Consider the following 23,997-nt stretch of genomic DNA (forward strand, 5'->3'; position numbering starts at 1 on the left):
GATAAGTATTAGTTCTTTATCAACTTTTTAGCCATTATTCAGTGCTAATAAATTGATCAGCAGGCATACCTTTGAGATCGTCTAAAAATTGACGCATAGCCGAATTCAGATACCTGCCTGATTTATAAATCAGACCTACAGGATGACTTACCTCAAATTCAGGCATAGGAATCATCACCAGTGTACCGTGGCGTAATTCACTTGTGATTGATTGTCTCGAAATAATCGCTACCCCCAGATCAATCTCGACCATTCGTTTGACTTCTTCACTACTGGACAATTCCATTACAATCTGAGGTTCAATATGATGTTCTTTGAATACTTCATCTACAAATCGACGACCTACCGTATCCGGAGATAACATAATAAGAGGCAGATGTTGCAAATCTTGAATGTTGGCTTTTTTGGTACGAGCTAAAGGATGCTGTGGAGAAACGACTAACTCAAACATATCATAATATAAAATAGAGGTATTTAAATTCGGATTGCGTTCAATCAGATAACTGATTCCGACATCGACCAGCCCATTTTCTACACTATGATAGACCTGTGAAGATGACATCGAATGAATCATCGTTTGAATCAGTGGAAATTGATCTTGGAAATAAGAAAGTACTCTCGGTAAAATCTGAATCGCTATAGAAGTCGGCGTACCCAGCGTAATGCGTCCTTGAGGCGTCTCATCCAGATCAGATAACCGTTGCTTTAATTGCTCAACAATCGCTAACATCTGCTCAGCATGCTCTAAAAAAACAACACCCTGATCGGTTAACGTAACGGGTTGGTTACGATCCACCAGTACCGTTTTAAATTCATCTTCCAGACTTTTAATCTGAGCAGAGACTGCAGGCTGAGTTAGATTTAGTAGTTCTCCTGCTTTACGGAAGCTCATTGTCCGCGAAATGGTCAATAAGGTTTCCAATTGACTGATATTCATGAGTTCCTCCTTATGTATGCCAAATTGTTAAATACTTGCATAGAAGATAAAGTATTCAACAATCGATACCTATCTAAATTATAGGGGATTACACAAAAAGCATCAATGCAGGAAGAAATCTTTAAAATCTATTAACATAAAATGTACATAATTCAGTGCTTGCGACCGATAATAAGTAAAGACAGTTAAAAAGACCTAAGATTTAGAAAAAAGAGCAACAAATTTACCAGTAAATGTCGATTTTTAAGATTATCAACAGTAGATTTGCAAAAAAAATTAAAAAATGGAAGATACATCAATGATTCTAGATGATTTGAACTAGGTTATAAGGTATAATATCCATAATATCATAGGTCAAAAGTTGTATTTAAATATGAACCCAATTGTAAAGGGGAGTAAACGAATTATGAAAGCGGAAGTAATCAATCCATTTTTGGAAGCTGCGCGACTCGTTATTGGACAAGTAGTACAAGTGGCTCCTTCCACAGGAAGCCTGGGCATTAAAGATATCGAGCTAGTTGACGGTTATATCTGGATTCAGATCGGAATGACCGGACAAATGAGCGGAGATATTATGTTTGGTATTGAAGAAGCAGTAGCGTTGCGTATGGTTTCAGCAATGATGGGTGGCTTTGTGATTACAGAGATGGACGAAATGAGTCAAAGTGCTATCTCAGAATTAGGCAATATGATTAGTGGTAATGCAAGTACCATTTTATCCAACCAGGGCGTTACAGTAGACATTACACCTCCAAAGGTAATGAAGACTAGTGCCATGACTGGATTTGTGTCCGCCAAAGCATTAACAATTCCTTTGTTAATGGATGGAATCGGAGAACTCGATATTCAAGTAATGATCTCTTAATCGGCAAAACCATCTGTATACTTCCAAAGAGTACGATAAAACCTCTTCTACCTGAGCGTAAAGGTAAAAGAGGTTTTGTTGTATATTCATAGAGGATGAGCATAACCAAGCATAAAGTTAAGAGGTCAATTTCTTACCTTCACCACTTAATATTTTCAGAATATCATTCTCATAGCCTAATACATAATCAAGCTTATACGAGCTATATACTGTTCCTGAATCTTTGCGTTCTTCGGCTGTAATCTCAACGGTTACTTTAACTTGATCTCCATCTTTGCTAGCAATAATCGAATCAATCGAGACTTCGCCTGTCTGAATATAGCCTTGACGGAAATCGGCATAAGACAGATTGCTTTGCCAGCGACTCCCCAGCAAAGAGTATGCGGTAACATAATCTTGCATACTTAGACTTTCATAAAAGTAGCTGACGATATACTGAGCATCATCTTGTACAGAAGGTGCATCGGATACCGTATCGGTAGCTGGCTTGGAGGTTTTAGGTAAATCTTTACCCGGATTCTTTGACCATTTCTGTACCGTTTCTTGAATCTCGGATACAGGAATACTGAAGCCAATCGTATTCGCTTCGCTTGCCATCGCTGAATTAATACCTAACACTTCGCCAGTGTCGGCATGAATGAGTGGCCCACCGCTATTCCCTGGAGCAATAGGTGCGCTGATCTGATAAAGATTGGTATAGACATAAGGATCTATCGTAAAATCACGCCCCACGCCACTAATAATGCCAGTGGTGATCGTATTTTGTAAGCCAAGCGGGCTACCGAGAGCTAATACATTATCACCTACATCGGCATTACTATTTTGCGCTAATGCTAAAGGTTCTGTATCAGCTAGCTCTGGAACTCTAACTACAGCAATATCCATATCTGTACCTATACCGATCACTTTGCCATCTAGCGTACGGGCATCGGCTGTTTTCACTTTGACGTTCAGTGCTCCTGCGACAACATGGGCATTGGTAATAATATCGCCTTGTTTGTTATAAAGAAACCCTGATCCAAGAGATCCATCATCTAACTCAATCATCACTACTTTTTTCTGAGTATTAAAAATAACATCTTTTAAAGCTGGATTCCCTTTGGAAGTTTGTGTAGCTTTGGTTGTAACCGTTGCGACTAAAGGTTTATTTGGTAATTGAGCAGGAACGGTACGATTGATATACATAAAGGAACCTATACCTGCTGCAACAATGACTACGCTGGCAATACTGCTTACTATCCATGCTTTATTCATATAGGCTCCTCCTTAATCCAGATACCATGTAATATTATCAATCTGTATCGTCACTTCTTCATACCAATCATATTCATACGCACTGTAAGATCCTGTAGCTCCGATCGCCAGATCATAAGGTTCGACAGATGCGGAAGAAGAAAATAGATAATTACCAGCGGCATCATAACCGGAATAATAAACAGTGATCGAATAAATAGGCTTGGTAGCTACATTTTTGACTTCACCGTAAATTTCGATATCACCATATTCATTAAGCTGTACATCAAGATTCGATAATTCAACACCGGCTGTTCGGTTTTTTAAATCTTCTTCTTCGGCTTGTTGAATAGCTCGTTCGATGCGCTGTTTTTCAGCAAGTTCGAAGGCTTCTTTTTCAGAAGTGATCCGTTTTTGTAGCGATAGTAATTTTTCATCTTTGCTAGAGTACTGTAGCCCGGATTTGACAGCTTCTGTAGCCTGGCTAAAATCATTTTGTTGGAGAAGCTTTTCGGCATTTTTCATACTGATCGTTATAATCTTATTAATAATCAATTGATGAACTTCTTTAGCTTCCTGATTATTTAGTCGATCTACTTCATCAAGCTTATAAGCGAGTGCATCAATCGTATCCAATTGGTCTAGTTCTTTTTTCACTTGAAGAACAGCCAGCAGATCTTGATTGCGATTGGCTAACGTTTTTTCTTGATCAAATATCGGTTCCTTGCGAGCATCTAAAGCTTTTTGCAGGGTGGTCAATGATTGTTCCGCAGGTTCTAGCTGATTTAACTTGAGCTTGGAAGAAACGGTTGTTAATTTGGTATGGATACGATTCGCGGTCTCAATCATACGTTGATCTGTATTTAATACTGTATAGGTCGGGCGTAAAGTAGTGGCTTGGGTAAGCTTGGTCAGAGCAGGTTCATACTGTCCTTTAAGAGCAAGCGTACTTGCTTCTTGATGTAACTGGGTGACTTGTTGATTGATATCTTGTTGATGCTGATACCACCAAAATAAAGTACCTGCTATACCAAGTAATAATACTGTTGGTATGATCCATGTTAGATGACGTAAAGGAGAAGCAGGGGGTTGAGGTGGTGCTCCTGAAGATGAAGTCGATGATGCAGATGCTACAGAATGAATATGTTCTGTATCACTAGACTGCGAATCAGCATGAACTGAAGACGAATCTGAACGAAGTTGATCGAGAATATCTACAGGAGGCTGTTCGTTAGGGATTTCCTGTGTATCAGGTGACGGTTCTGTCGGTGTCTGAAGTTTAGCTCCACATTGACTGCAAAAAACAGCATTATCCGGCTGATTTGCCCCACAATGGTTACAATACATCATAATCCTCCTTATCAAGCGCTTGGCAGTAAAAGCGCGACTTCTTCTAGTAGAATGAAAAATGATTTTTACGAAGTAAAATATCTTACATCAAGCGCTTGGCAGTAAAAGCGCGACTTCTTCTAGTAGAATGAAAAATGATTTTTACGAAGTAAAATATCTTACATCAAGCGCTTGGCAGTAAAAGCGCGATTTCTTCTAGTAGAATGAATAATGATTTTTGCAAAGCAAAATATCTTACATCAAGCGCTTGGCAGTAAAAGCGCGACTTCTTCTAGTAAAATGAATAATGATTTTTGCAAAGCAAAATATCTTACATCAAGCGTTTGGCAACATAAACGCGACTTCTTCTAGTAGAATGAAAAATGATTTTTGCAAAGCAAAATATCTTACATCAAGCGTTTGGCAGTAAAAGCGCGACTTCTTCTTAGAAGCGCTTGGCAATATAAACGCCATAATGAATTCTGAGTTAAAAGTAACCAAATAACTGAATAAAATATAACATGTTTTCTTGCTTTTGAGGAAATAATTTCCTATAAGAAAAGCGTGAACAAAAGAGTTTATTTGGCAGTTCAGACCTATCAAAGTATAATGAAAAAGAATTTTATAGATACGTGTGCTGGCAATAGATACAGGAGGACGCCAATGGCAAATCAAGCGAAAGATTCAATCCCTGTACTGATCTACCGTTATCAAGGGCCGAAAAGAAATATAGGTTTTACATTATCGCCTTTTCTTATCGAAGACGATCAACAAGACATTTCATTACAAGAAATGTTGTTTATATATAATGAGGATTTTGATTATATCCGTCCACTGTTGGATAAGCATTTTCCGTTAACCAATCCATATACGATGGAGACGATGAATGGATTAGATCCTTGTTGGGATAATCCGATCGGTAAAGAAATATGGGTGGCTGTATTAGAAGAACTGGATCAACAGCAAGTAGAAGATCCAGAATTGGCAGTATTCTGGCAACAATTCAAAACATGGATCAGTACACATGTACAGAATGCTGACGGTATAGAAGTGACAGGCAATCTGTAAATGTATAGGCAAATATATCAATTCATATGTTGTAGATAAAGTAGAATTCATTTCTGGGTAGGTACAAAAGGGAGGAATGCAGTATGATTACTGCGATACTATGGTAAAACTGACGAATAAAGTCGTTCTGATCACAGGAGCTTCTAGCGGACTTGGAGCAGGAGTAGCATCCTTATTAGTAGAAAAAGGAGCAATTCCAATTTTGACTGCACGTTCTGAAGATAAACTAGCTACATTATCCAGACAGTTAAAAGGCGAGCATCAAGTGATTCGTATGGATGTACAACAAGATGAAGATGTGAAGCGTGTAGTAGATCAAGTGATCCAGCAATACGGTAAAATTGATATTTTGCTAAATAACGCTGGTTACGGACAATTCAAAACGATCACCGAAATGCCTATCGAAGATTATAAAATGATGATGGACGTCAATTATCTAGGGATTGTCCGTTGTACACAGGCTGTTCTTCCACATATGTTGACCGCTGGAACAGGGCAGATCGTTAATATCGCTTCACTCGCAGGTAAATTTCCAACTGCCAAATCGACATCATATACAGCAACCAAGCATGCAGTACTTGGATTCACCAATGCATTACGACAAGAGTTAAGAGAAACGAATATCAAAATTTCTTCGATCAATCCGGGGCCAATCGCGACCGCCTTTTTTGATCGTGCTGATCCTTCAGGAGATTATGTTAAAAATGTAAGTCAATTTATGATGACTCCTGATAAAGTGGCACGTGATATTGTTAAGGTGATGGAAAAACGAAAAGAAGAACTGGATTTGCCACGTATTGCGATTCCAGGTATGCGTCTGTACGGACTTTTTCCACGATTTATTGATCGGTTAACCTATCGTTTATTTGATCGAAAATAAAGAGATATTACGCTTTATACAATGATCCAGCCGGTTCGAATTGAACCGGTTTTTGGTGCGGTATGATTATATTTGGTGTAGTCTCTGTTTTCGCATATAATAGTAGAGTGTTGTACTCTGTCTGTTTACTCATGTATTAGAATATAAACAAGTGTTGAATAGTTTGTACTTATAAAATGATTCAAGGGCTTGAAAGGATGAAATGTATGGAATCAAAAGTGAATTTTCTCGGACTAGGCATCAATGAATGGTTAAATGATGTACTAGAACGTTATGGGATTACGGAGCCTTCTCCGGTGCAAGCAGAGGCTATTCCTCATTTGCTCGAAGGAAAAGACGCTATCGCTCAATCGCAAACAGGTAGCGGTAAAACGCTAGCGTATTTATTGCCTGTATTGCAACAAGTCGATCCAGAGCGCAAGCAATTACAAGCGATGATCTTAGCACCTACACAGGAGCTAGCGATGCAGATCGTACGTGAAAGTGAGCGTTATGGCGCAGAACGTGGCATTATGACACTGGGTCTGATCGGTGGAGCAGCGATGAAGCGTCAGATTGAAAAGTTAAAACGTCATCCACAGATTGTAGTCGGAACTCCTGGACGGATTAGTGAATTGATCAATCTGCGTAAGCTCAAAATGCACCTTGTGAATACACTGATTGTCGATGAAGTGGATCAAGTGATCGGACTTGGTGGTGGCAGTGATGTGAAGAAGATTATTCGTAGCACACGCAAAGATCGTCAACTGGTCTTTTTATCCGCTACAGTGAATGAAGAGATTTTGACACTGGCGAATCGTGAAATGAACGACTTGTTAGAGATTGGGATCGAACCGGATACCCGCACATCGTCAGGGATTGAACATGTGTATTTTGTAGCCGAAGAAAGGGATAAATTAGAAATTCTACGTCGTGTATTACGCCATTATAACTCTCCACGTTCACTCGTATTCGTCAACGATACGAATGATATTGCAGAAGTGGAAGCGAAGCTGAACCATCTGGGTCTATCTGCGCGTGTATTGTATGGTGATGCAAATAAAGTAACACGTAGTACCGTATTGTCTCAATTTAGAGAAGGCAAAATCAAAGTGCTTGTCGCTTCCGATGTAGCTGCACGTGGACTGGATATTGAAGGATTGAATCTGGTGGTAAGTCTTGATCCAGCCTTTGATACCGATCATTATGTACATCGCAGTGGACGTACAGGACGTATGGGCAAAAAAGGCGTAGCTGCTTCGATTATTACCGAACGTGAACGATTTATTATGCGTAAATTTGCCGATGCTTTGCATATTGATTTGCAAGAACATGTGTTAAAAGGTGGAGCAGTCCTGACACTGGAGCAACAACAAGAACGTGAAGAATCATATCGTGCTTCACGTGCAGAAGCGGCGGCCGCTCGTTCTTCTCGCCCTGCATCTACACCATCTGTCAAAAAAGAAAAAGGATCATCAGAAACACGCTCAACGGTCAAATCTGATGTGAATACAGAATCTTCTGCAAAAAGTAATCCAGATTCAACTCGTCCGACAGAACGTGAGTTCAAGCCAAGAACAGCGTCACCTGCGGCTAAAGTGAATCCGAAAACAGATAAAAAGAAACGCAAACCAAAAGTAGATACCAAAAGTAAAGGTGCACCGAAATGGTTAAAAGAAAAACGGGCTGCATCTCAAGACGAAAAGTGAGGTAACAATAATGGAACAGGTAGCTATACTTAACGTGGATCACCTCAGTGGTGGATACAGTCGTGGTAAGCCTGTCCTGCATGATATCAGCTTTGAAGTCGGTCGCGGTGAGATGATTGGACTGATTGGTCTGAATGGTGCAGGAAAAAGCACAACCATGAAGCATATTTTGGGATTAATGACTCCGCAACAAGGGGAGATTCGGATTCAAGGATCTACACTGGCACAAGAAACTGAGCAATATCGGGCTTCACTTGCTTTTGTACCGGAATCTCCGCAATTGTATGAAGAAATGACAGTGCGGGAACATCTGGAATTTACCGCACGTGCTTACAATGTGAGTCAAGCAGATTATGAACAACGTTCTGCTCATTTGATCAAGCTATTCAATATGGGGGACAAAGAAGATAGCCTGTCGATGCACTTATCCAAAGGGATGAAGCAGAAAGTGATGATCATGAGTGCTTTTGTAGCCGCTCCTCCATTGTATGTAATCGATGAGCCATTTCTAGGGCTTGATCCGCTCGGTATTCGGTCGTTGCTTGATTTTATGGTACAGACCAAAGAAAGTGGATCATCGATATTGCTAAGTTCACACATTTTGTCGACGATCGAAAATTATTGTGATCGATTTATTGTGTTGCACAAAGGAAAAGTTATTATTCAAGGGACATTGGAGCAGATTCGTGAGCAGACGGGTCAGCAGAACGTACCACTCGAACAGATTTTCTATGATCTGGTTCAGGATGGACTGTAATGATGAATGATCTGCTCAAGTTACGTCAGCAGAGGCAACAAGCTTTTTGGGGAGAAGTGCTTCCTTATCTACGCTATGTGATGCAAAGCGGACTCGCAATCGTCACTTTTTTTCTGCTCATTGTATTTGCAGCATGGTATACGACCTTTTTGCAAAATGTACCTCAAGGTCTGCCTGTACACTGGATATTACTGATTTTATTCACACCGCTATCGATCTATGGCAGTGTGCGTACGTATATGCGAACAGCCGATATTGTATTTATGTTGCCACTTGAAGTGCGTATGCGTGAATACTTTGCTCCGGCATGGCGTAGCAGTGTGATTGGGAAAACGATCTGGTTGTTGATTCTAGCACTGGTTGCTTTTCCATTTTACGTACGTGCAGATATAAATGCCAAGTCGTTAAGTCTACTTGTGATTGTACTGATTATTGCCAAATTACTCGGTAGTTACGGAAGCTGGCAAGAATTGCGGATGAATACAGCCGCTGCTCGTGTCGGTTATCGTCTATTGCGCTATGTATTGATTATTGGGTTACTAGCGGCATTCCTTTGGTTGCCACTGATGACTGCTCTTATTGCAGTCGTTGTAATTGCTCTTGTCTATATGGTGCTGTTGCGTATTCCCGGTAAAGCTTCTGTGCCGTGGGAACGATTGATTGCGACAGAAAGAAACCATGCCGCAGGCGTAATGCGTATGCTCGGTTGGTTTGTCGATGTACCGAATGGCGAACGCAAAGTCAGTCATCGCCGCTGGTTATCTTTTGTCGGCAATCGTGTACCCTGGATACCTGCCAAAGCATTTCGTTTTCTCGTTTCCAAAACATTGGTTCGTGGAGAGTTATTACCGATCTTGATTCGATTTGTAGTGATTGGTATTGTATTTGTATTGATTACTCGTGAGTCGTGGTTCGGCATTGTGGTATATCTGCTATTTATTTTACTAGCAGGGATGCAAATGACCAGTTTGCGTAAGCAACATACCGATACACTCTGGTTATCAATCTATCCGATTCCTCCTGAATCGCAACGTCTGGAAACGGTCAAATTAATCACACAGACACAGATATGGATAACATTGCTACTGTGGTTACCTCTTGCAAGCGCAGGGGACCCGGTGCGAATGATTCTTACATTTATCGCAGGCTTAGTAGCGGTCTGGTTATATCGCCGTTCATTGAATCGCAAATGGCTTAAAGATATCGAAGCGGAAGCGGAATTTGATTAAAGTTCAAATCTTGACACTATAAGTGCGACTTTTGCTATTACATTTTTCTATTACAAGGAAAAAGTGATGTTTGCCAAGTGAAATAGCTGGCGTTGAACTTTCTTCAAGCATATTTGATATGATGTTATATTATTTGCAGTCCAAATGGCTTGAGATCGCTTATATCTGCTGTAGGATGATATCCTATCTGTATGTATGGAATGTATGATCTGAATATATGATTTTGTAATCAACCTGTTGATCGATCTGCCACTCTTGATGTGGTTGATTATGATCGACAGGTTTTTTTCATATTTAACACCAAGTTGATTATCCATAATTGTAAATTCCAGAAAAAAACAGTATATTCAATAAAGCCTATAATGTATTGAACGGGTAAAATTGCTTATTACAGGTGGTGCGCTATGATCCCCAAAATTAACGAAATGGATATCGATAATTTACAAACATTAGTCGAAAAAATAAGTGAAGTCATGGAGACACCTGTAACGATAGAAGATGCAGAACACCGCCTGCTAGCCTACAGTTCGCATGATCCGAATAGCGATCCTGCGCGCATCGCTACCATTGTCGGACGCAAAGTGCCTGAAGATGTAGTGCGTGCACTGTATGAATCAGGAGCGATGCAACAATTGCTAGAGACATGGGAACCTGTGCATGTAGAGGGCATGAGCCAAGTGGGGTTAAATAACCGAATGGCGATTGCGATTCGGCATTACGATGAAGTGCTCGGCTATATCTGGTTGCTTGAAAATAAAGGTTCTTTCACCAATGAGCAAATCCAGCAGTTAAAATACAGTGCTACTCTAGCTGCATCCAAAATGATCCAGATGCAAAAGCGCAAACAAAGTATCGATTTTTTTAACCGTTTATTAAAAGGTCGATTTACTTCGGAACAAGATGCGCTAGCACAAGCTCGTGAAGTAGGTATACAAATGCCTGCTTATTCGTACATTCTAATGATTGAACAAGACGGCAATCATGATAACAACGATTGGTTAGACAAAGCCATGCAAGCCGCTACCGAGTATGCTGTACGAATTGTGCTTCATTTGCGAGAACCCCATCGGTTGATTCTATTATGCAGTACTGCCAAAACAGCCTCTTCAGTCGCACCTGTCGAACACACGATTGTTCCACTGGTGAATCGACTTTCTACGTTACTACCTTCATCTCCTATTGAATATGGAGCAGGGAGTGTAGTGTCCTCTGTGTTAGCGATCAGTCGTAGCTATACCGAAGCGCAATATCTATTGATGTTACATCACCGATTGCCTGAAACGACTTCTATTTTATATTATCCACAAGCAGGATTTTACCGGTATCTTTATGCGATGAAGCAAGAAGCTGTACAATTCCCGGCGTATACGTCTCCGCTGGACAAGCTTGCGGCGTACGATCAAGAGCATCATAGTCATTTACTGCATACGTTAGCTGTATTTCTCGATCATAACAGCGATGCCAAATTAGCTGCCGGGCAACTGCATGTGCATACCAACACACTGAATTATCGGCTCAAACGAATAGCCGAAGTCGGACAGATCGATCTGAACAATATGGCGCAAAAAGTAACATTGTATCTGGAAATTAAGCTTTTACTATTAGAAGAATCAGAATAAGGGTATATATGTAGTATAAAGCTTCTCTTTGATGTGAAATTTATTGATGAAATATTCTATTTATAAACCTTTATGAGTTAATGAGTTAGATTATATGACATATTTAGATAACCTTTTGTATTTTTACACAAATAAAAACCTTCAAATTTGGGGAATTAGACGATTACATGACATTTTATCTATCCTATAATGATGACGTAGAGCAAGAACGTACCTTAAAGGAGGAACTGGCATGAGAATTGGAGTCCCGACAGAAATTAAAAATAACGAAAATCGGGTAGCGATTACACCAGCAGGTGTGGCTACATTAAGCGGAGCAGGGCATGAGGTCTATATCCAATCTGGCGCTGGTGCAGGTAGTGGATTCACAGATAGTGTCTACGAACAAGCAGGAGCGCAGATTCTGGTCGAAGCGGCTCAAGTGTGGAGTACCGCAGAGATGGTGTTGAAAGTAAAAGAACCATTGCCATCCGAATATGTGTATTTTCGTGAAGGCTTAATTCTATTCACTTATCTCCATCTCGCCGCAGAACCGAAGCTGGCTGCTGCTCTCATCGAGCATAAAGTCATCGGGATCGCTTACGAGACAGTAGAAGTGAACCGGACGTTACCATTATTGACTCCAATGAGCGAAGTCGCTGGACGTATGGCAAGTCAGATTGGTGCACAGTTCCTTGAAAGCCCTCATGGTGGTAAAGGTATCTTGCTCAGTGGTGTACCGGGTGTGAAAAAAGGAAAAGTAACTATTATCGGTGGTGGTGTAGTCGGAACAAATGCTGCCAAAACCGCAGTCGGATTGGGAGCAGATGTAACGATTATGGATTTGAATCCAGATCGGTTGCGTCAGTTAGAAGATATCTTTGGCTCATCGATCCAGACGTTAATCTCCAATCCTTACAATATTGCAGAAGCTGTAGCCGCTTCGGATCTAGTGATCGGAGCTGTACTGATTCCTGGGGCCAAAGCACCTAAATTAGTCACCGAAGCGATGGTACAATCGATGTCACCGAACTCTGTTATTGTCGATGTAGCGATCGATCAGGGCGGAATCGTCGAGACGATTGACCGGATTACAACGCATAACGAACCGACTTATGTGAAGCATGGTGTTGTCCATTACGCTGTGGCGAATATGCCGGGTGCGGTGCCAAGAACATCGACGATGGCATTGACGAATGCGACATTGCCTTATGTAGCACAGATTGCAAATCAAGGGTTGAGAGTAGCACTTGAAAGTAATCCTGCTTTGAAATTAGGAGTGAACACAGCGGCAGGTCGAATGACGTATGCGGCGGTGGCGAGAGATTTGGGATATACACATGTGGATGTGAATGAAGCGTTGGTCGAGACTTTTGCGGCGTTGAATTAAGAAAGAAGTAAATAGAAGAAAGAGTTATCATCATTATGCGATGGTAGCTCTTTTTTTGTGATTAGGTATAGATATCTAACTTATATAAAGTAATCAATAACATACAATATAAACTTTTAAAACTATCATGCCAAAACAAGGCTTACATAATGGTGTAAAAATAATTCTACTTCTAAAGATAGAACAATTTTTTATTTAGGATATTTTATATTATGCGACTTTCGCATAAATCATTAGGTTAGCTCACTCTGTAGTATATGATGATTATAATGTATTCAGTCAATCACATTGAAGTGATATCATCAACTACAGAAAGGATACAAAATCATGAGCAGTCTGTTAGAAAGTATCTACTACGGCAACTTGCGTCCAGATGAGAAAGCAGTATCTCAGAATGATGAATATACACAAATCAGCGAACAAATATCAGCTAAAATGACAGAGTGGAAAGTGAAGCTTTCTCCTGAAGAATGGTTAGAACTGGAAGCCATATGGGACTTGTATTACCAGTTGAACAGTATGGATCGTGCAGGTTCATTTACATATGGATTTCGATTAGGTGGGGAATTAATGATAGAGGTATTGAAGGGAGAACAGTAATCATTTACAGTAAAAGATAATTTGTCGGGCACATAATCAACCCATTCATGATGCTATCGTAGATACAGAAATGAGGAAAAGAGATGTCTTTAGATTTTGACCCATCTACCTATAATGTCTGTCATAAAGGAGATTGTATTTCTTTGCTTGCAAAAGAATTTGCTCTGCTACAATTTCTCTATACATATCGTAATCAGTCCTTTCATCGAGAGCAATTATTAGATCAGGTATGGAAGATGGAATATCCTACAGATCGAACAGTCGATGATCATATTTATCGATTACGTAAAAAGTTAAAAGTATGGCAGGATGTGCAGATTCATACCATTCATGGTTATGGATATAGTTTAACAATTCAAGAACAACGGCTTTTACCAAATTTTCCTCTAGCAGATCAAGAAATTCAAGAACATATGACAAGCTTACTTAAAAGATACCATCTATTAGGTAAAGGGAAATCATTAATGACTTTAGCTGCTCAACAGCAAGTATTAGGTTTTGAAATAGAACCTTTCTATCATATGTATTTAAAGTTTATTTTGTATGATTTGGATTGGTTTATAGAAGATCAATCATTTTCTATCAATGACAAAGTATACTGGTTATTGTTGCTACATAGTACTCTACAGCAAGATATTACTCCAACATTAGAACTTTGGGAAAAAGTATTAGATGCACATATTTTGTCTGCTGACCAACAATTAGAAATGAAAATTTTGAATATTGTTGATTTGTATATTGAGACAGAGCAATGGGAACGTGCTTGGAAACAACTAGAAGAAACTTATTGCATTGTAAAAGATCAGAAAATGGAAAGTTTTGAATTAGCAGTACAGCTTGTAAAGGTATTATTATCTATAGTAGATGTAAATACCTCTGATCTTTATATAGAAACTGAAATGAATCTCTTAAATCATATGTTGAATCATAAGCCATATCTTCGTGAAGTAGGACGTTATGAATGTATTAAAGGAATCTGGATGTTATTAAGACAATCTGATCAATTTTATGAAGGTACTATAGCTATAGATCAAGGTTTGGAGATTCTATATGTATCTAATCATCTTGAGCTATATATTGGAAGTCTACGACAGATTAGTCATCTATTAAGCAAGCATTTACCTGAACATTCGGTTACGCAAAAATATAATCGTGCATATGAACAAGCTTGTATTCGGTATAGCCATTCTTCCCATGCCTATAAGATTAAACAGATGATTTTTCAAGCTTTGGGAGCCGTCTGATATTCTTCTGACAATTCCTCTATAGGATAAGAAGTATCTTATTCATTAGAGGGGTGTTATCTATATTGAGTGTAGTATCTCAATCTTCTACTTCATTGCTACATCATCGTATTTTCCGAAAAATGTTAATGGCGTATTCTTCTTCATCTTTAGGGGATTGGTTTGATGTTATTGCAATTCAGATTATGGTTGCTTATTATTGGCAGGTCACTCCTTTGCAATTAGCATGGATTCCAGTTGTTATGGCATTACCTGGTATTTTCTTTGGTTCATGGGCAGGAGTATGGGCAGATCGTTATTCCCAAGTCAAACTTATGCTTATTAGCGATATATCGATTTTAGTATTAACGAGTCTACTTTTATTAATCTCCAATTATTATGTCTTACTTCTCTTATTGGGAATACGCTCATTGCTAGCTGTTGTTCAAATTCCAGCGCAACAGTCTCTAACTCGAAGAATAGTAAAAGAAGAACAATTGTTACAGGCTTCTTCATGGAATGGAATAGTGAAGCAATCTTCCAAATTAGTAGGTCCATTGATTGGTGGTATGATACTAAGTATGACTTCATTTAGTGTGTGTATTGTAGTTAATATGGTGATGCGGTTAGGATCATTTTTATTATTATTATCAATCTTAAAAACGAATATTTCTTTAAAAACTGTAGCAGACGCTACTTCTAACAAACCTAATTCGGATAGCAAATTAAATGAAAATACATGGCAAGCATTAGTAGAAGGTTGGTTTTTTGTAAAGAAGCAAAGCTTACTGTTAGCTACTTTATTATTTGGTTTTTGCGGAATGCTTATAATTCAAATGGTTGATTTTCAATTCGCATCTTTATTTCGTGTGATTGCTCCTGATCGTCCTTATTTATTAGGATGGATGATTACAGCAGCAGGATTAGGTGCTTTAATTACAATGAGTTATAAACGTAAACAAAAATATATCTATTACGGTAAGAATTTAGGCGGAGCGTATATTATTATTGGTGCAGGTATATTAGGTATGGGATTGGTTACTTCGGGAGATATTGTTACTCTTATCGTTATTTTTTGTGGACTATTACTAGGGGTAGGAAACGGATTATTTATACCTATTTATACTTATATTTTGCAAAAAGAAACATCTTCTACTATGACTGGACGAGTATTTGGAATTGAAAATATGTTATCTAGTATTACGATGGTCATTGCACCTTTACTAGGAGGTTTATGGATTCAGTATACCGATCCTTCAAGTGTATTTAGCATATTAGGTATTATAGTTAGTTTGTTAGGAATAAGTGGTTGGTTTTTTTCTGAAAAAATATGGAGGCAAGAAATAGATTAAATCACTCAAGCACTCGTTAACATAACGGGTGCTTTTTTGTTGTTTTACAGACCACTATATGTAAAATTTAAAATAAAGTTTGACAGTAATCGTTTTCAATCATTATATTAATCAAACAGTCGTTTAAAACGATTGTTTGAATTTGGTAAAATCAAGGATACGGTAGAGTTAGCCGATACGGGAGGAATTATGAAATCTATTTTTGCAGCATTTATGAAGTTGCCTACGACCAAAGTAGGGATTGCGACAGCGATTTTATTTCAGCTTATTTTTACCATTGTGTGGATGACCGGTTATCAAGGCATTACAGAACGGTTAGATCACTTGAATGTAGCTGTTGTTAATGAAGATAAAGTATACGGAGAACAGTTGATTACCAGTCTGCAATCTTCGTTACCTGTAGGTGTTCGCACAGGGATGACGTTAGCTCAAGCTCAGCAACAATTGCAAGAACGTGATATACAGATGATTATTGAGATTCCAGCAGATTTTGCAACGACTGTACAGTCTCAGAATCCTGCACAATTGCATTATTTTATCAATGAATCCAATCCAATTATGATCAAAAATATGATGACTTCGATTGCAGATAAAGTTACTGCTAATGTTAATAAAGTCGCTGTGGAAAGTGGACTAAAAGGTGTATTTGCAGGACAACTTCCAGAACAACAAGCACAGACGGCGGCGACAATGATGTCTCAGCGGGTGGTGTCTGATATTCAATCGGTCAATCCCGTACAAGGGATGAACAATCAGATGGTGCCGATGATGATGATTCTGGCTTCCTATGTCGGTGCGATGATTATGGGACAGAACTTCCAGATTTCGTCCAAAGCACTGGCAAGTCGGTTCGGACGCTGGTCACGTATGTCTGTTCGTTTGTTAGTGACAGCAGGTGCATCGATTGTCGTATCTCTGGTAGGGACTTCACTGGTGGCATTATTCGGAGGACAGTTAGGGCATGGATTTATGGCATTGTGGGGCTTTCAAGCATTATTCTTGTTAACTTTTATGTTAGTTGCACAGATGTTTTTATTTGTATTCGATATGGCAGGAATGCTATTTAATATTTTGATTTTGTCTGTACAATTGGTTTCGTCAGGAGCGATGATGCCACGTGAATTGCTACCAGACTTTTACCAGTGGATTGGGTCGGCGTTTCCAGCGACTTATGCTGTACAAGGGTTAATGAATCTATTGTTCGGCGGTACAGGTGTAGGCAAAGATTGCCTAGCACTGGTATGTATTATGATTGTTGCTCTTATTATTATTGGAATTGCCACTGCACTACGCAAAGACAAACTGCCTGTCTCTCCACTGGTAGCGATAGCCGAGTCTTGATGATATGATAAAGACAGTATGGCTGGAAAAGATTACTATTCCGCATCATGGAGATACGGATGATTTCTAGCGATAGCAATCAAAGGCAGGGAAGTGAACGTGGTGGATAAAAATGAAGACCATGTTAAAATGCGTATTTTGCAAGCAACCAAAAAACTAGCAGCCACAAAAGGGTTTGAAGCAACCTCAGTACGAGAAATCTGCAAAGAAGCGAATGCGAATATTTCGTTAGTTTCGTATTATTATGGTGGCAAAGAGCCATTATTTGAAGCGATGTTAAAAGAATTTATTCCAATTCCTCTATTTGCAGAACATATCCGTCGTGAAGAAGTCGATCCGATTCAGGGAATGAAGCGGTTGATTGAAGAGATGTATCATTTTTGCAAATGTGATCCAGAGATTTCAGACATTATACATCAAGAATTCACCCTGCATTCTCAGCGAATCGATATTATTCAAAAGTACACTCTTCCGGTATGGCAATTACTTCGTCATTATTTGGAAAATGGTCTACAGCAAGGCACTTTTTATTTTCGGTCGTTGAATCATACTTCTTTGCAAGTGATGGGCAGTATTTTATTTAGCAGTAATGATGTCAAGTCATTAACTGTCGTCACATTGCTAGATATTCAGCGTTCTGTAGAGAATGATCAGTTAGAAGAATTGACGCAGTATATTTTACGTGGTCTCGGTTGTACCAATGAACAGATCGCTATATCGTAGATCATCAAGACGCTATATGCAGATGTTATTTACAGGTATAGTGGTAACTAAGCCAGAACTTTGTTTATCTTCCGCTAAGAAGATAAGTGAAATTTCTGGCTTTTTTTGTTATGAACTAATGTTACATAAAATAACATTAATAATATGTAAATATTACATAGAAGATAAAATAAAAAGGTGAATAGTATATACCTAACATGTTGGAAATAGAGAATGTATATTATAAAATATCAGTAAATAATTATAAAAACTTTTAAAATGAATAAAAATAGTATTGATAACCTAAATTTTCACAGTATAATGAATGTTAATCAGTTAATAACATTTAAATATTATATTATTTGGAATTAGAAGATATAAATTCTAATTGAATAATATAATGGATATCGTTATACTGATGTAAGAAATAGGCAACATAGTTAATTTAATGTGTTACTAAAGTTTACATTATTAAAGGGGGATTATGATGAGAAGCAAGTGGAGTGGATTAATGATCGCAGCATTGATTACAGGATTACTGGCAGGGTGTGGAAATGGAGCTACGTCTTCTTCTGGCGCAAGTGGAGGTTCTACAGCAAGTACAGGTGGTAAAGTGATTAAAATTGCTACCCAATCTCCATTATCCGGTGGTAGTTCTATTCAAGGTGAAGCGATTAAGCTAGGTGCACAGATGTCGATGGAAGATCACAAAGAAGAGTTTACCAAATTAGGATATTCACTCGAATTGGTTCCTTATGACGATCAAGGTGATCCCAAAAAAGGTGTAGCCAATGCTGAATTGATCGGTGCTGATCAACAAGTATTAGGCGTGATCGGGCATCTGAACTCCGGCGTATCTATTCCTTCCTCTGTTGTCTACGAAAAATACAACATCCCGATGATCTCCCCTGCAAGTACAGCTACAGAATTAACCGATCGCAAACTCAAAGTAGTTAATCGTGTCGTTGCACGTGATGATTTTCAAGGTCCAGCAGCGGCTGAATATGCTATAAAAACAGCAGGAGCCAAAAATATTTTTATTATACAAGACAAAACAGCTTACGGTCAGGGATTGGCGGAAGCTTTTCGTGATGCCGCTCAAGCCCAAGGAGCTACGATTTCTGGCTATGAAGGAATCACTGTTGGTGAAAAAGATTTCAATGGTGTACTGAATATTGCAGCTACGCAAAAGCCTGATTTTATTTTCTTCGGTGGATTGTATGCTGAAGCAGGTCTATTGATTAAGCAAGCTCGTGATAAAGGAATTACAGCTCCGATTATGGGAGGAGATGCGCTTGATTCTTCCGGTCTGGTCGATATTGCTGGCGCTGATGTAAAAGGAGCATTGTACAGTTCGGTAGCTGGAGATATTAGCAAATTACCGGACGGACAAGAATGGACAGCCCGTTACAAAGAAGCATTTGGTAAAAATCCAGAAGGTTATTCTGTCTATGCGTATGATTCGATGAGTGTCATGTTAGAAGCGATCAAAACAGCGATGGGTTCAGGTACAGAAGCACCAGCTCGTGATGCGGTACGTGATGCTGTGCGTGCGACCAAAGATTTTGAAGGTGTAGCGACTAAAGTAAGCTTTGATGATATCGGAGACAATGCGTATGCGAAAGTATTTATTTACAAATTCGCTGATGCTACGTATCCAGGATCACTTGAAGCAGAGATTGCTCAACCTGCGAAATAAACAATCCTTTTCCAAATAAAAGCCAAAAGGTATGTGCTGTGATATACACATCTTTTGGCTTTTGTTTTAGAGTACTTTTGCAAAATCATCATGTAGCAGAATGACGAATGAGCGTATGAAGGGAGTAACTGAATGTTCTCAAGTATTTTGCAAACTTTACCTCAGGTATTGATCGATGGTCTGGCGCTAGGTGCAATCTATGCTGTAGTAGCACTGGGTTATACGATGGTATACGGTATTCTGGAATTGATTAACTTTGCGCATGGTGAGATTTTTATGACCGGTGCTTTTGTAGGGACTGCGGTGCTGTTTGGTTTTCAGGGGGCAGGTTGGTTGACCGGTATGCCCGCATGGTTGTCGTATTTGCTGATTATTTTGATCGCAATGCTGGTTACAGGCGCACTCGGAGTCGGGATTGAAAGGGTAGCTTATCGACCGTTACGCAAAGCGCCCAAGTTGATTCTATTAATCTCTGCTTTTGGAGTCTCGTTTGTTTTGCAAGATGTGATTCGATTTATCGCGGAGCTCAAAACAGGTAATTATATTATTAGCACACCGCAATTATTTGATCAGCGTTATCAATTGCCTCTTTCTTCGATCTCTAGCTGGTTTACCGATGCTTCAGTCAAAGCGAATACATTGTTTATTTTTGTAATCGCCATTTTGTTAATGATTGGACTCGATATTTTTGTGAATCGAACCAAATGGGGCGGTGCGATGCGTGCAGTTGCGCAAGATCGGGAGACCGCATCGTTAATGTCTATCAATGTAAATAAAGTGATTGTGCTAACCTTTTTTATCGGTTCAGCATTAGGTGGATCGACAGGGGTTTTATTTGCTCAACAGTATGGAACGATTGATCCGTATATCGGATTTATTTTGGGACTCAAAGCATTTACGGCTGCTGTTCTAGGAGGAATTGGTAATATTCGTGGTGCGATGTTCGGCGGAATCGTACTGGGTGTGCTTGAAATGTTTGCTTCATCGAATCTGGGCATTTTGACAGGTGGTAATTTTGGAGCAGAGTACAAAGATGTATTTGCTTTTATGATTCTGATTATTGTATTGATCTTCAAACCGGAGGGCATATTCGGCAAAGCAATCAAAGAGAAAGTGTAGGTGAAACCGATGGGGAAATTACAAACGATGTTGCAAGCGAATAAACTTGCACAAGGATTACTATTAGCTGCATTTATACTGGTAACCGCAGGTGCTGTATATTTGATCGACCGTTCGGTCACTGCCTTTCTATTGATGCTGGCTTCGCTGTTGCTGTTGTACTATACGTCATTTAGCAATGGGATGAAATGGAGTATTGCCGTATTTTTACTGGTAATTGTGATTCCATTCGCCACTTCAGGCGGTACATCACGCGAATCGTATATGGAAGTAGCGACCCAATGCGGTATATATGTAGCGATGGCGCTCGGGCTGAATATTGTCGTTGGATTTGCAGGATTGTTAGATATGGGGTTTATTGCTTTTTTCGCTGTAGGCGCCTATACATACGGCATTTTTGCGACAGGGCAAGCGAATAATTTTATTTCAGGAGAACTCTTTCCGTTATCCGGTGAAAGCTTCTGGATTTTTATTCTAATTGGAGGTTTTATTGCAGGGATCTTCGGGATATTGCTCGGTCTGCCTGTACTGCGTGTCAAAGGCGATTATCTGGCGATTGTGACACTGGGATTCGGGGAGATCATTCGTATTATTTTTAATAATTTAGAAAAGCCCGTCAATATTACGAATGGTGCGATGGGGTTATCTTCGATCCAGCCACCGAATTTATTTGGCTTTCAATTTACATTTCCACATCAATTTTATTTTATCGTGATCGGGATACTATTAATTGTTATCTTCGCAGTAAGGCGGTTAGAACATTCACGTCTAGGGCGTTCGTGGAAAGCAGTACGTGAAAATGAAATTGCTGCACAGTCGATGGGGATTCCTTTGATTCGTACCAAATTGATGGCTTTTGCAATCGGAGCTTCTTTTTCAGGAATGATGGGTGTTGTGTTTGCAGCCAAGCAGACATTTATCGATCCGACCAGCTTTACATTGATCGAGTCGATCACGATTCTGGTAATGGTTGTGTTAGGTGGAATGGGCAGTGTACCGGGTGTGATCTTAGGAGCAAGTCTGGTCACGATTCTGAATTTACAGGTGTTGACCGAGTTCACAAGCTGGCTTAATCAATTGTCTCAGCAAGGAATTTTTGAAGTACCTAATGCGTTATCTCCTTCTAAAATGCAACGATTTATTTTCGGTATGATCTTAATTTTAGTCGCTATTTTCCGTCCGAATGGATTAATTGCTGCTCGAAATCGCAGACTTCCTGAGGAAGCAGTCAAAGATCCATCTCCACCTGTATCCAAGTCAGAAGTACAACCAGACTAAAAGTTAATACACAGCATAATTAGATCCGTTGAGTGAATAACAGTGAATGAGGAAGGAGCATAAGTATGAGTGACTACCCCGATCATAGTGTGCTAAAAGTGACCAATTTGATCAAACGTTTTGGCGGATTAACGGCTGTGAATGGAGTGAACTTTGATTTTCCGAAAGGACAAATCTCAGCAGTCATCGGGCCGAATGGAGCGGGCAAAACGACTTTTTTTAATATGATTACAGGGATATATGTACCGGATAAAGGCAATATTGAACTGGATGGAAAATCGATTGTTAATATTAAGCCTGATCGGATCACCAGTCGTGGTATCGCCCGTACTTTTCAAAATATTCGCTTGTTCGGCAGTATGACCGTACTTGAAAATGTGCAGGTCGGTATGCATATTCATCTCAAAACAGGTATTATCGGCACACTGTTAAATCTACCTCGTGTTCGTCATGAAGAACATGATTCCCAGCGTGAAGCGTACCGATTACTTGAATATGTCGGTCTGGCAGAATGGTATAACGAAGAAGCAAGCAGCCTATCCTATGGCGCACAGCGGCGATTAGAAATTGCCCGCGCACTTGCCGCCAAGCCTAAAGTATTGCTGTTAGATGAACCTGCCGCAGGGATGAATCCACGCGAAACGTCTGAATTAACAGGGCTGATCCGTCGTATCCAGCAAGAGTTGGATATTTCGATTATTTTGATTGAACATGATATGAAATTAGTGATGGAATTATCTCATCATATTCTTGTACTGGATCATGGAGAGAAGATCGCTGAAGGTGGCCCTGAAGATATTCGTTCCAATCCCAAAGTGATCGAAGCGTATCTCGGTAAAAGTGCAGTCGAGGAGGAGATACAGATATGAGTCTGGTCGAACTAAAAAATGTACAAGCTTTTTACGGTGGTATTGAAGCGTTAAAAGGTATCAATCTGGAAGTGAATGCAGGCGAGATTGTGACATTGATCGGTTCCAACGGTGCAGGCAAATCGACTACACTCAAGTCGATCTGTGGACAGGTGCAGACCAAAGGCGAGATCTATTTTGATGGCAAAAAGATTACATCGCTTGAACCGCATGTGATTGCGCAAAGTGGTATTGCACATGTGCCGGAAGGGCGTCGTATTTTCCCGCGTTTAACAGTAAAAGAAAATCTGGAAATGGGCGCGTTCTCGGTCAAAAGTAAAAAGCTAATCAAAGAGCGAATAGAGAAATCATTTGTATATTTTCCACGGCTCAAAGAGCGTTATCATCAGACCGGTGGCACGATGAGTGGTGGCGAACAGCAAATGCTTGCGATTGCTAGAGGACTGATGATGAATCCCAAAATTCTACTGTTGGATGAGCCTTCGATGGGTCTTGCTCCGGTATTGGTCGATCAGATTTTTGAGATTATTCAGGAGTTGAATGATGCAGGAATGACCATCTTACTGGTCGAGCAAAATGCGTATCAAGCATTACAGATCGCACATCGGGGATATGTCATTCAGACAGGAGAAATTATTTTGCAGGATGATGCCAAAGTACTTTTAACAAACAATCAGGTGCGGGAAGCTTATTTGGCATAGATAGTTTACTTTTTTTGTTTTGAATTAGATTGTGATGGTTGTTTATGAGAAATTAAAAAGCTTCTGTATCGCTATAAAGAGAATAATTCTCTCAATAGTGGACAGAAGCTTTTTTAATTATAACAGTTCATTTAAATAA

The 23,997-nt window shown here is 39.5% G+C and carries 21 protein-coding genes; 18 read left to right on the forward strand and 3 right to left on the reverse strand.

What is annotated here, in order from left to right:
• Nucleotides 1-34: 34 nt before the first annotated feature.
• Entirely contained in the window at nucleotides 35-937 is a 903-nt protein-coding gene (locus PQ460_RS05175; RefSeq protein WP_273613474.1) for a LysR family transcriptional regulator, read from the reverse strand.
• Nucleotides 938-1,343: 406 nt separating this feature from the next.
• Here PQ460_RS05175 and PQ460_RS05180 point away from each other — a divergent pair, with 406 nt between their 5' ends.
• The gene (locus tag PQ460_RS05180) at nucleotides 1,344-1,802 is read left to right on the forward strand and encodes a chemotaxis protein CheX (protein ID WP_204826789.1); all 459 of its coding nucleotides are present in this window, start codon (nucleotides 1,344-1,346) and stop codon (nucleotides 1,800-1,802) included.
• A gap of 117 nt (nucleotides 1,803-1,919) precedes the next feature.
• On the opposite strand, the gene PQ460_RS05185 is transcribed toward PQ460_RS05180, so the two are convergent.
• Entirely contained in the window at nucleotides 1,920-3,056 is a 1,137-nt protein-coding gene (locus PQ460_RS05185; protein WP_274171950.1) for a S1C family serine protease, read from the reverse strand.
• Nucleotides 3,057-3,068: 12 nt separating this feature from the next.
• The gene (locus PQ460_RS05190; protein ID WP_274171951.1) at nucleotides 3,069-4,382 is read right to left on the reverse strand and encodes a zinc-ribbon domain-containing protein; all 1,314 of its coding nucleotides are present in this window, start codon (nucleotides 4,380-4,382) and stop codon (nucleotides 3,069-3,071) included.
• A gap of 645 nt (nucleotides 4,383-5,027) precedes the next feature.
• Here PQ460_RS05190 and PQ460_RS05195 point away from each other — a divergent pair.
• From PQ460_RS05195 to PQ460_RS05275, 17 genes are all read left to right on the forward strand, one after another.
• Nucleotides 5,028-5,432, forward strand: a complete 405-nt coding sequence (locus tag PQ460_RS05195; RefSeq protein ID WP_274171952.1) for a hypothetical protein — start codon at nucleotides 5,028-5,030, stop codon at nucleotides 5,430-5,432.
• A gap of 100 nt (nucleotides 5,433-5,532) precedes the next feature.
• Nucleotides 5,533-6,312 carry an SDR family NAD(P)-dependent oxidoreductase gene (locus PQ460_RS05200; RefSeq protein WP_273616350.1) on the forward strand — a complete coding sequence of 260 codons (780 nt, stop codon included), beginning with the start codon at nucleotides 5,533-5,535 and terminating at the stop codon, nucleotides 6,310-6,312.
• A 206-nt stretch (nucleotides 6,313-6,518) separates the two neighbouring features.
• Complete coding sequence (locus tag PQ460_RS05205) at nucleotides 6,519-8,000, forward strand: DEAD/DEAH box helicase (protein WP_274171953.1); 1,482 nt, start codon at nucleotides 6,519-6,521, stop codon at nucleotides 7,998-8,000.
• 10 nt (nucleotides 8,001-8,010) lie between these two features.
• On the forward strand, nucleotides 8,011-8,757 hold the full coding sequence (locus PQ460_RS05210) for an ABC transporter ATP-binding protein (protein ID WP_204826784.1): 747 nt from the start codon (nucleotides 8,011-8,013) through the stop codon (nucleotides 8,755-8,757).
• Nucleotides 8,757-9,986, forward strand: a complete 1,230-nt coding sequence (locus PQ460_RS05215; RefSeq protein WP_274171954.1) for an ABC transporter permease — start codon at nucleotides 8,757-8,759, stop codon at nucleotides 9,984-9,986. The genes PQ460_RS05210 and PQ460_RS05215 overlap by 1 nt, the downstream gene beginning before the upstream one ends.
• A 404-nt stretch (nucleotides 9,987-10,390) precedes the next feature.
• The gene (locus tag PQ460_RS05220) at nucleotides 10,391-11,605 is read left to right on the forward strand and encodes a PucR family transcriptional regulator (RefSeq protein ID WP_274171955.1); all 1,215 of its coding nucleotides are present in this window, start codon (nucleotides 10,391-10,393) and stop codon (nucleotides 11,603-11,605) included.
• 232 nt (nucleotides 11,606-11,837) lie between these two features.
• Nucleotides 11,838-12,974 carry an alanine dehydrogenase gene (ald, locus tag PQ460_RS05225; RefSeq protein WP_274171956.1) on the forward strand — a complete coding sequence of 379 codons (1,137 nt, stop codon included), beginning with the start codon at nucleotides 11,838-11,840 and terminating at the stop codon, nucleotides 12,972-12,974.
• Nucleotides 12,975-13,301: 327 nt separating this feature from the next.
• Nucleotides 13,302-13,574 (forward strand): DUF6809 family protein, encoded by a 273-nt coding sequence (locus PQ460_RS05230; RefSeq protein WP_274171957.1) that lies wholly within the window; start codon nucleotides 13,302-13,304, stop codon nucleotides 13,572-13,574.
• An 83-nt stretch (nucleotides 13,575-13,657) separates the two neighbouring features.
• The gene (locus tag PQ460_RS05235; RefSeq protein WP_274171958.1) at nucleotides 13,658-14,818 is read left to right on the forward strand and encodes a winged helix-turn-helix domain-containing protein; all 1,161 of its coding nucleotides are present in this window, start codon (nucleotides 13,658-13,660) and stop codon (nucleotides 14,816-14,818) included.
• Between the two features lie 65 nt (nucleotides 14,819-14,883).
• Nucleotides 14,884-16,149 (forward strand): MFS transporter, encoded by a 1,266-nt coding sequence (locus PQ460_RS05240; protein WP_274171959.1) that lies wholly within the window; start codon nucleotides 14,884-14,886, stop codon nucleotides 16,147-16,149.
• Nucleotides 16,150-16,338: 189 nt separating this feature from the next.
• Nucleotides 16,339-17,490, forward strand: a complete 1,152-nt coding sequence (locus PQ460_RS05245) for a YhgE/Pip domain-containing protein (protein WP_274171960.1) — start codon at nucleotides 16,339-16,341, stop codon at nucleotides 17,488-17,490.
• 102 nt (nucleotides 17,491-17,592) lie between these two features.
• Complete coding sequence (locus PQ460_RS05250) at nucleotides 17,593-18,213, forward strand: TetR/AcrR family transcriptional regulator (protein ID WP_274171961.1); 621 nt, start codon at nucleotides 17,593-17,595, stop codon at nucleotides 18,211-18,213.
• A 466-nt stretch (nucleotides 18,214-18,679) separates the two neighbouring features.
• The gene (locus PQ460_RS05255; RefSeq protein WP_273613461.1) at nucleotides 18,680-19,891 is read left to right on the forward strand and encodes a branched-chain amino acid ABC transporter substrate-binding protein; all 1,212 of its coding nucleotides are present in this window, start codon (nucleotides 18,680-18,682) and stop codon (nucleotides 19,889-19,891) included.
• Between the two features lie 132 nt (nucleotides 19,892-20,023).
• Nucleotides 20,024-21,010 (forward strand): branched-chain amino acid ABC transporter permease, encoded by a 987-nt coding sequence (locus PQ460_RS05260; RefSeq protein WP_204826776.1) that lies wholly within the window; start codon nucleotides 20,024-20,026, stop codon nucleotides 21,008-21,010.
• A 9-nt stretch (nucleotides 21,011-21,019) separates the two neighbouring features.
• Nucleotides 21,020-22,288 (forward strand): branched-chain amino acid ABC transporter permease, encoded by a 1,269-nt coding sequence (locus PQ460_RS05265; protein ID WP_273613460.1) that lies wholly within the window; start codon nucleotides 21,020-21,022, stop codon nucleotides 22,286-22,288.
• A 65-nt stretch (nucleotides 22,289-22,353) separates the two neighbouring features.
• Nucleotides 22,354-23,157: an ABC transporter ATP-binding protein gene (locus tag PQ460_RS05270; protein ID WP_274171962.1), complete on the forward strand. Its 804-nt coding sequence runs from the start codon at nucleotides 22,354-22,356 to the stop codon at nucleotides 23,155-23,157.
• On the forward strand, nucleotides 23,154-23,858 hold the full coding sequence (locus tag PQ460_RS05275) for an ABC transporter ATP-binding protein (RefSeq protein ID WP_274171963.1): 705 nt from the start codon (nucleotides 23,154-23,156) through the stop codon (nucleotides 23,856-23,858). Before PQ460_RS05270 ends, PQ460_RS05275 begins: the two co-directional genes overlap by 4 nt.
• The last annotated feature ends 139 nt before the right edge of the window (nucleotides 23,859-23,997 follow it).

The sequence above is a fragment of the Paenibacillus sp. KACC 21273 genome, from assembly GCF_028736095.1.
Taxonomy (GTDB): Bacteria; Bacillota; Bacilli; order Paenibacillales; family Paenibacillaceae; genus Saccharibacillus; species Saccharibacillus kyungheensis.

What these genes read in the sequence shown, in the direction of transcription:
- PQ460_RS05175 (WP_273613474.1), bottom strand. Translation starts at nt 937, where the DNA reads ATGAATATCAGTCAATTGGAAACCTTATTGACCATTTCGCGGACAATG.
- PQ460_RS05180 (WP_204826789.1), top strand. Translation starts at nt 1,344, where the DNA reads ATGAAAGCGGAAGTAATCAATCCATTTTTGGAAGCTGCGCGACTCGTT.
- PQ460_RS05185 (WP_274171950.1), bottom strand. Translation starts at nt 3,056, where the DNA reads ATGAATAAAGCATGGATAGTAAGCAGTATTGCCAGCGTAGTCATTGTT.
- PQ460_RS05190 (WP_274171951.1), bottom strand. Translation starts at nt 4,382, where the DNA reads ATGTATTGTAACCATTGTGGGGCAAATCAGCCGGATAATGCTGTTTTT.
- PQ460_RS05195 (WP_274171952.1), top strand. Translation starts at nt 5,028, where the DNA reads ATGGCAAATCAAGCGAAAGATTCAATCCCTGTACTGATCTACCGTTAT.
- PQ460_RS05200 (WP_273616350.1), top strand. Translation starts at nt 5,533, where the DNA reads ATGGTAAAACTGACGAATAAAGTCGTTCTGATCACAGGAGCTTCTAGC.
- PQ460_RS05205 (WP_274171953.1), top strand. Translation starts at nt 6,519, where the DNA reads ATGGAATCAAAAGTGAATTTTCTCGGACTAGGCATCAATGAATGGTTA.
- PQ460_RS05210 (WP_204826784.1), top strand. Translation starts at nt 8,011, where the DNA reads ATGGAACAGGTAGCTATACTTAACGTGGATCACCTCAGTGGTGGATAC.
- PQ460_RS05215 (WP_274171954.1), top strand. Translation starts at nt 8,757, where the DNA reads ATGATGAATGATCTGCTCAAGTTACGTCAGCAGAGGCAACAAGCTTTT.
- PQ460_RS05220 (WP_274171955.1), top strand. Translation starts at nt 10,391, where the DNA reads ATGATCCCCAAAATTAACGAAATGGATATCGATAATTTACAAACATTA.
- ald (WP_274171956.1), top strand. Translation starts at nt 11,838, where the DNA reads ATGAGAATTGGAGTCCCGACAGAAATTAAAAATAACGAAAATCGGGTA.
- PQ460_RS05230 (WP_274171957.1), top strand. Translation starts at nt 13,302, where the DNA reads ATGAGCAGTCTGTTAGAAAGTATCTACTACGGCAACTTGCGTCCAGAT.
- PQ460_RS05235 (WP_274171958.1), top strand. Translation starts at nt 13,658, where the DNA reads ATGTCTTTAGATTTTGACCCATCTACCTATAATGTCTGTCATAAAGGA.
- PQ460_RS05245 (WP_274171960.1), top strand. Translation starts at nt 16,339, where the DNA reads ATGAAATCTATTTTTGCAGCATTTATGAAGTTGCCTACGACCAAAGTA.
- PQ460_RS05255 (WP_273613461.1), top strand. Translation starts at nt 18,680, where the DNA reads ATGAGAAGCAAGTGGAGTGGATTAATGATCGCAGCATTGATTACAGGA.
- PQ460_RS05260 (WP_204826776.1), top strand. Translation starts at nt 20,024, where the DNA reads ATGTTCTCAAGTATTTTGCAAACTTTACCTCAGGTATTGATCGATGGT.
- PQ460_RS05265 (WP_273613460.1), top strand. Translation starts at nt 21,020, where the DNA reads ATGGGGAAATTACAAACGATGTTGCAAGCGAATAAACTTGCACAAGGA.
- PQ460_RS05270 (WP_274171962.1), top strand. Translation starts at nt 22,354, where the DNA reads ATGAGTGACTACCCCGATCATAGTGTGCTAAAAGTGACCAATTTGATC.
- PQ460_RS05275 (WP_274171963.1), top strand. Translation starts at nt 23,154, where the DNA reads ATGAGTCTGGTCGAACTAAAAAATGTACAAGCTTTTTACGGTGGTATT.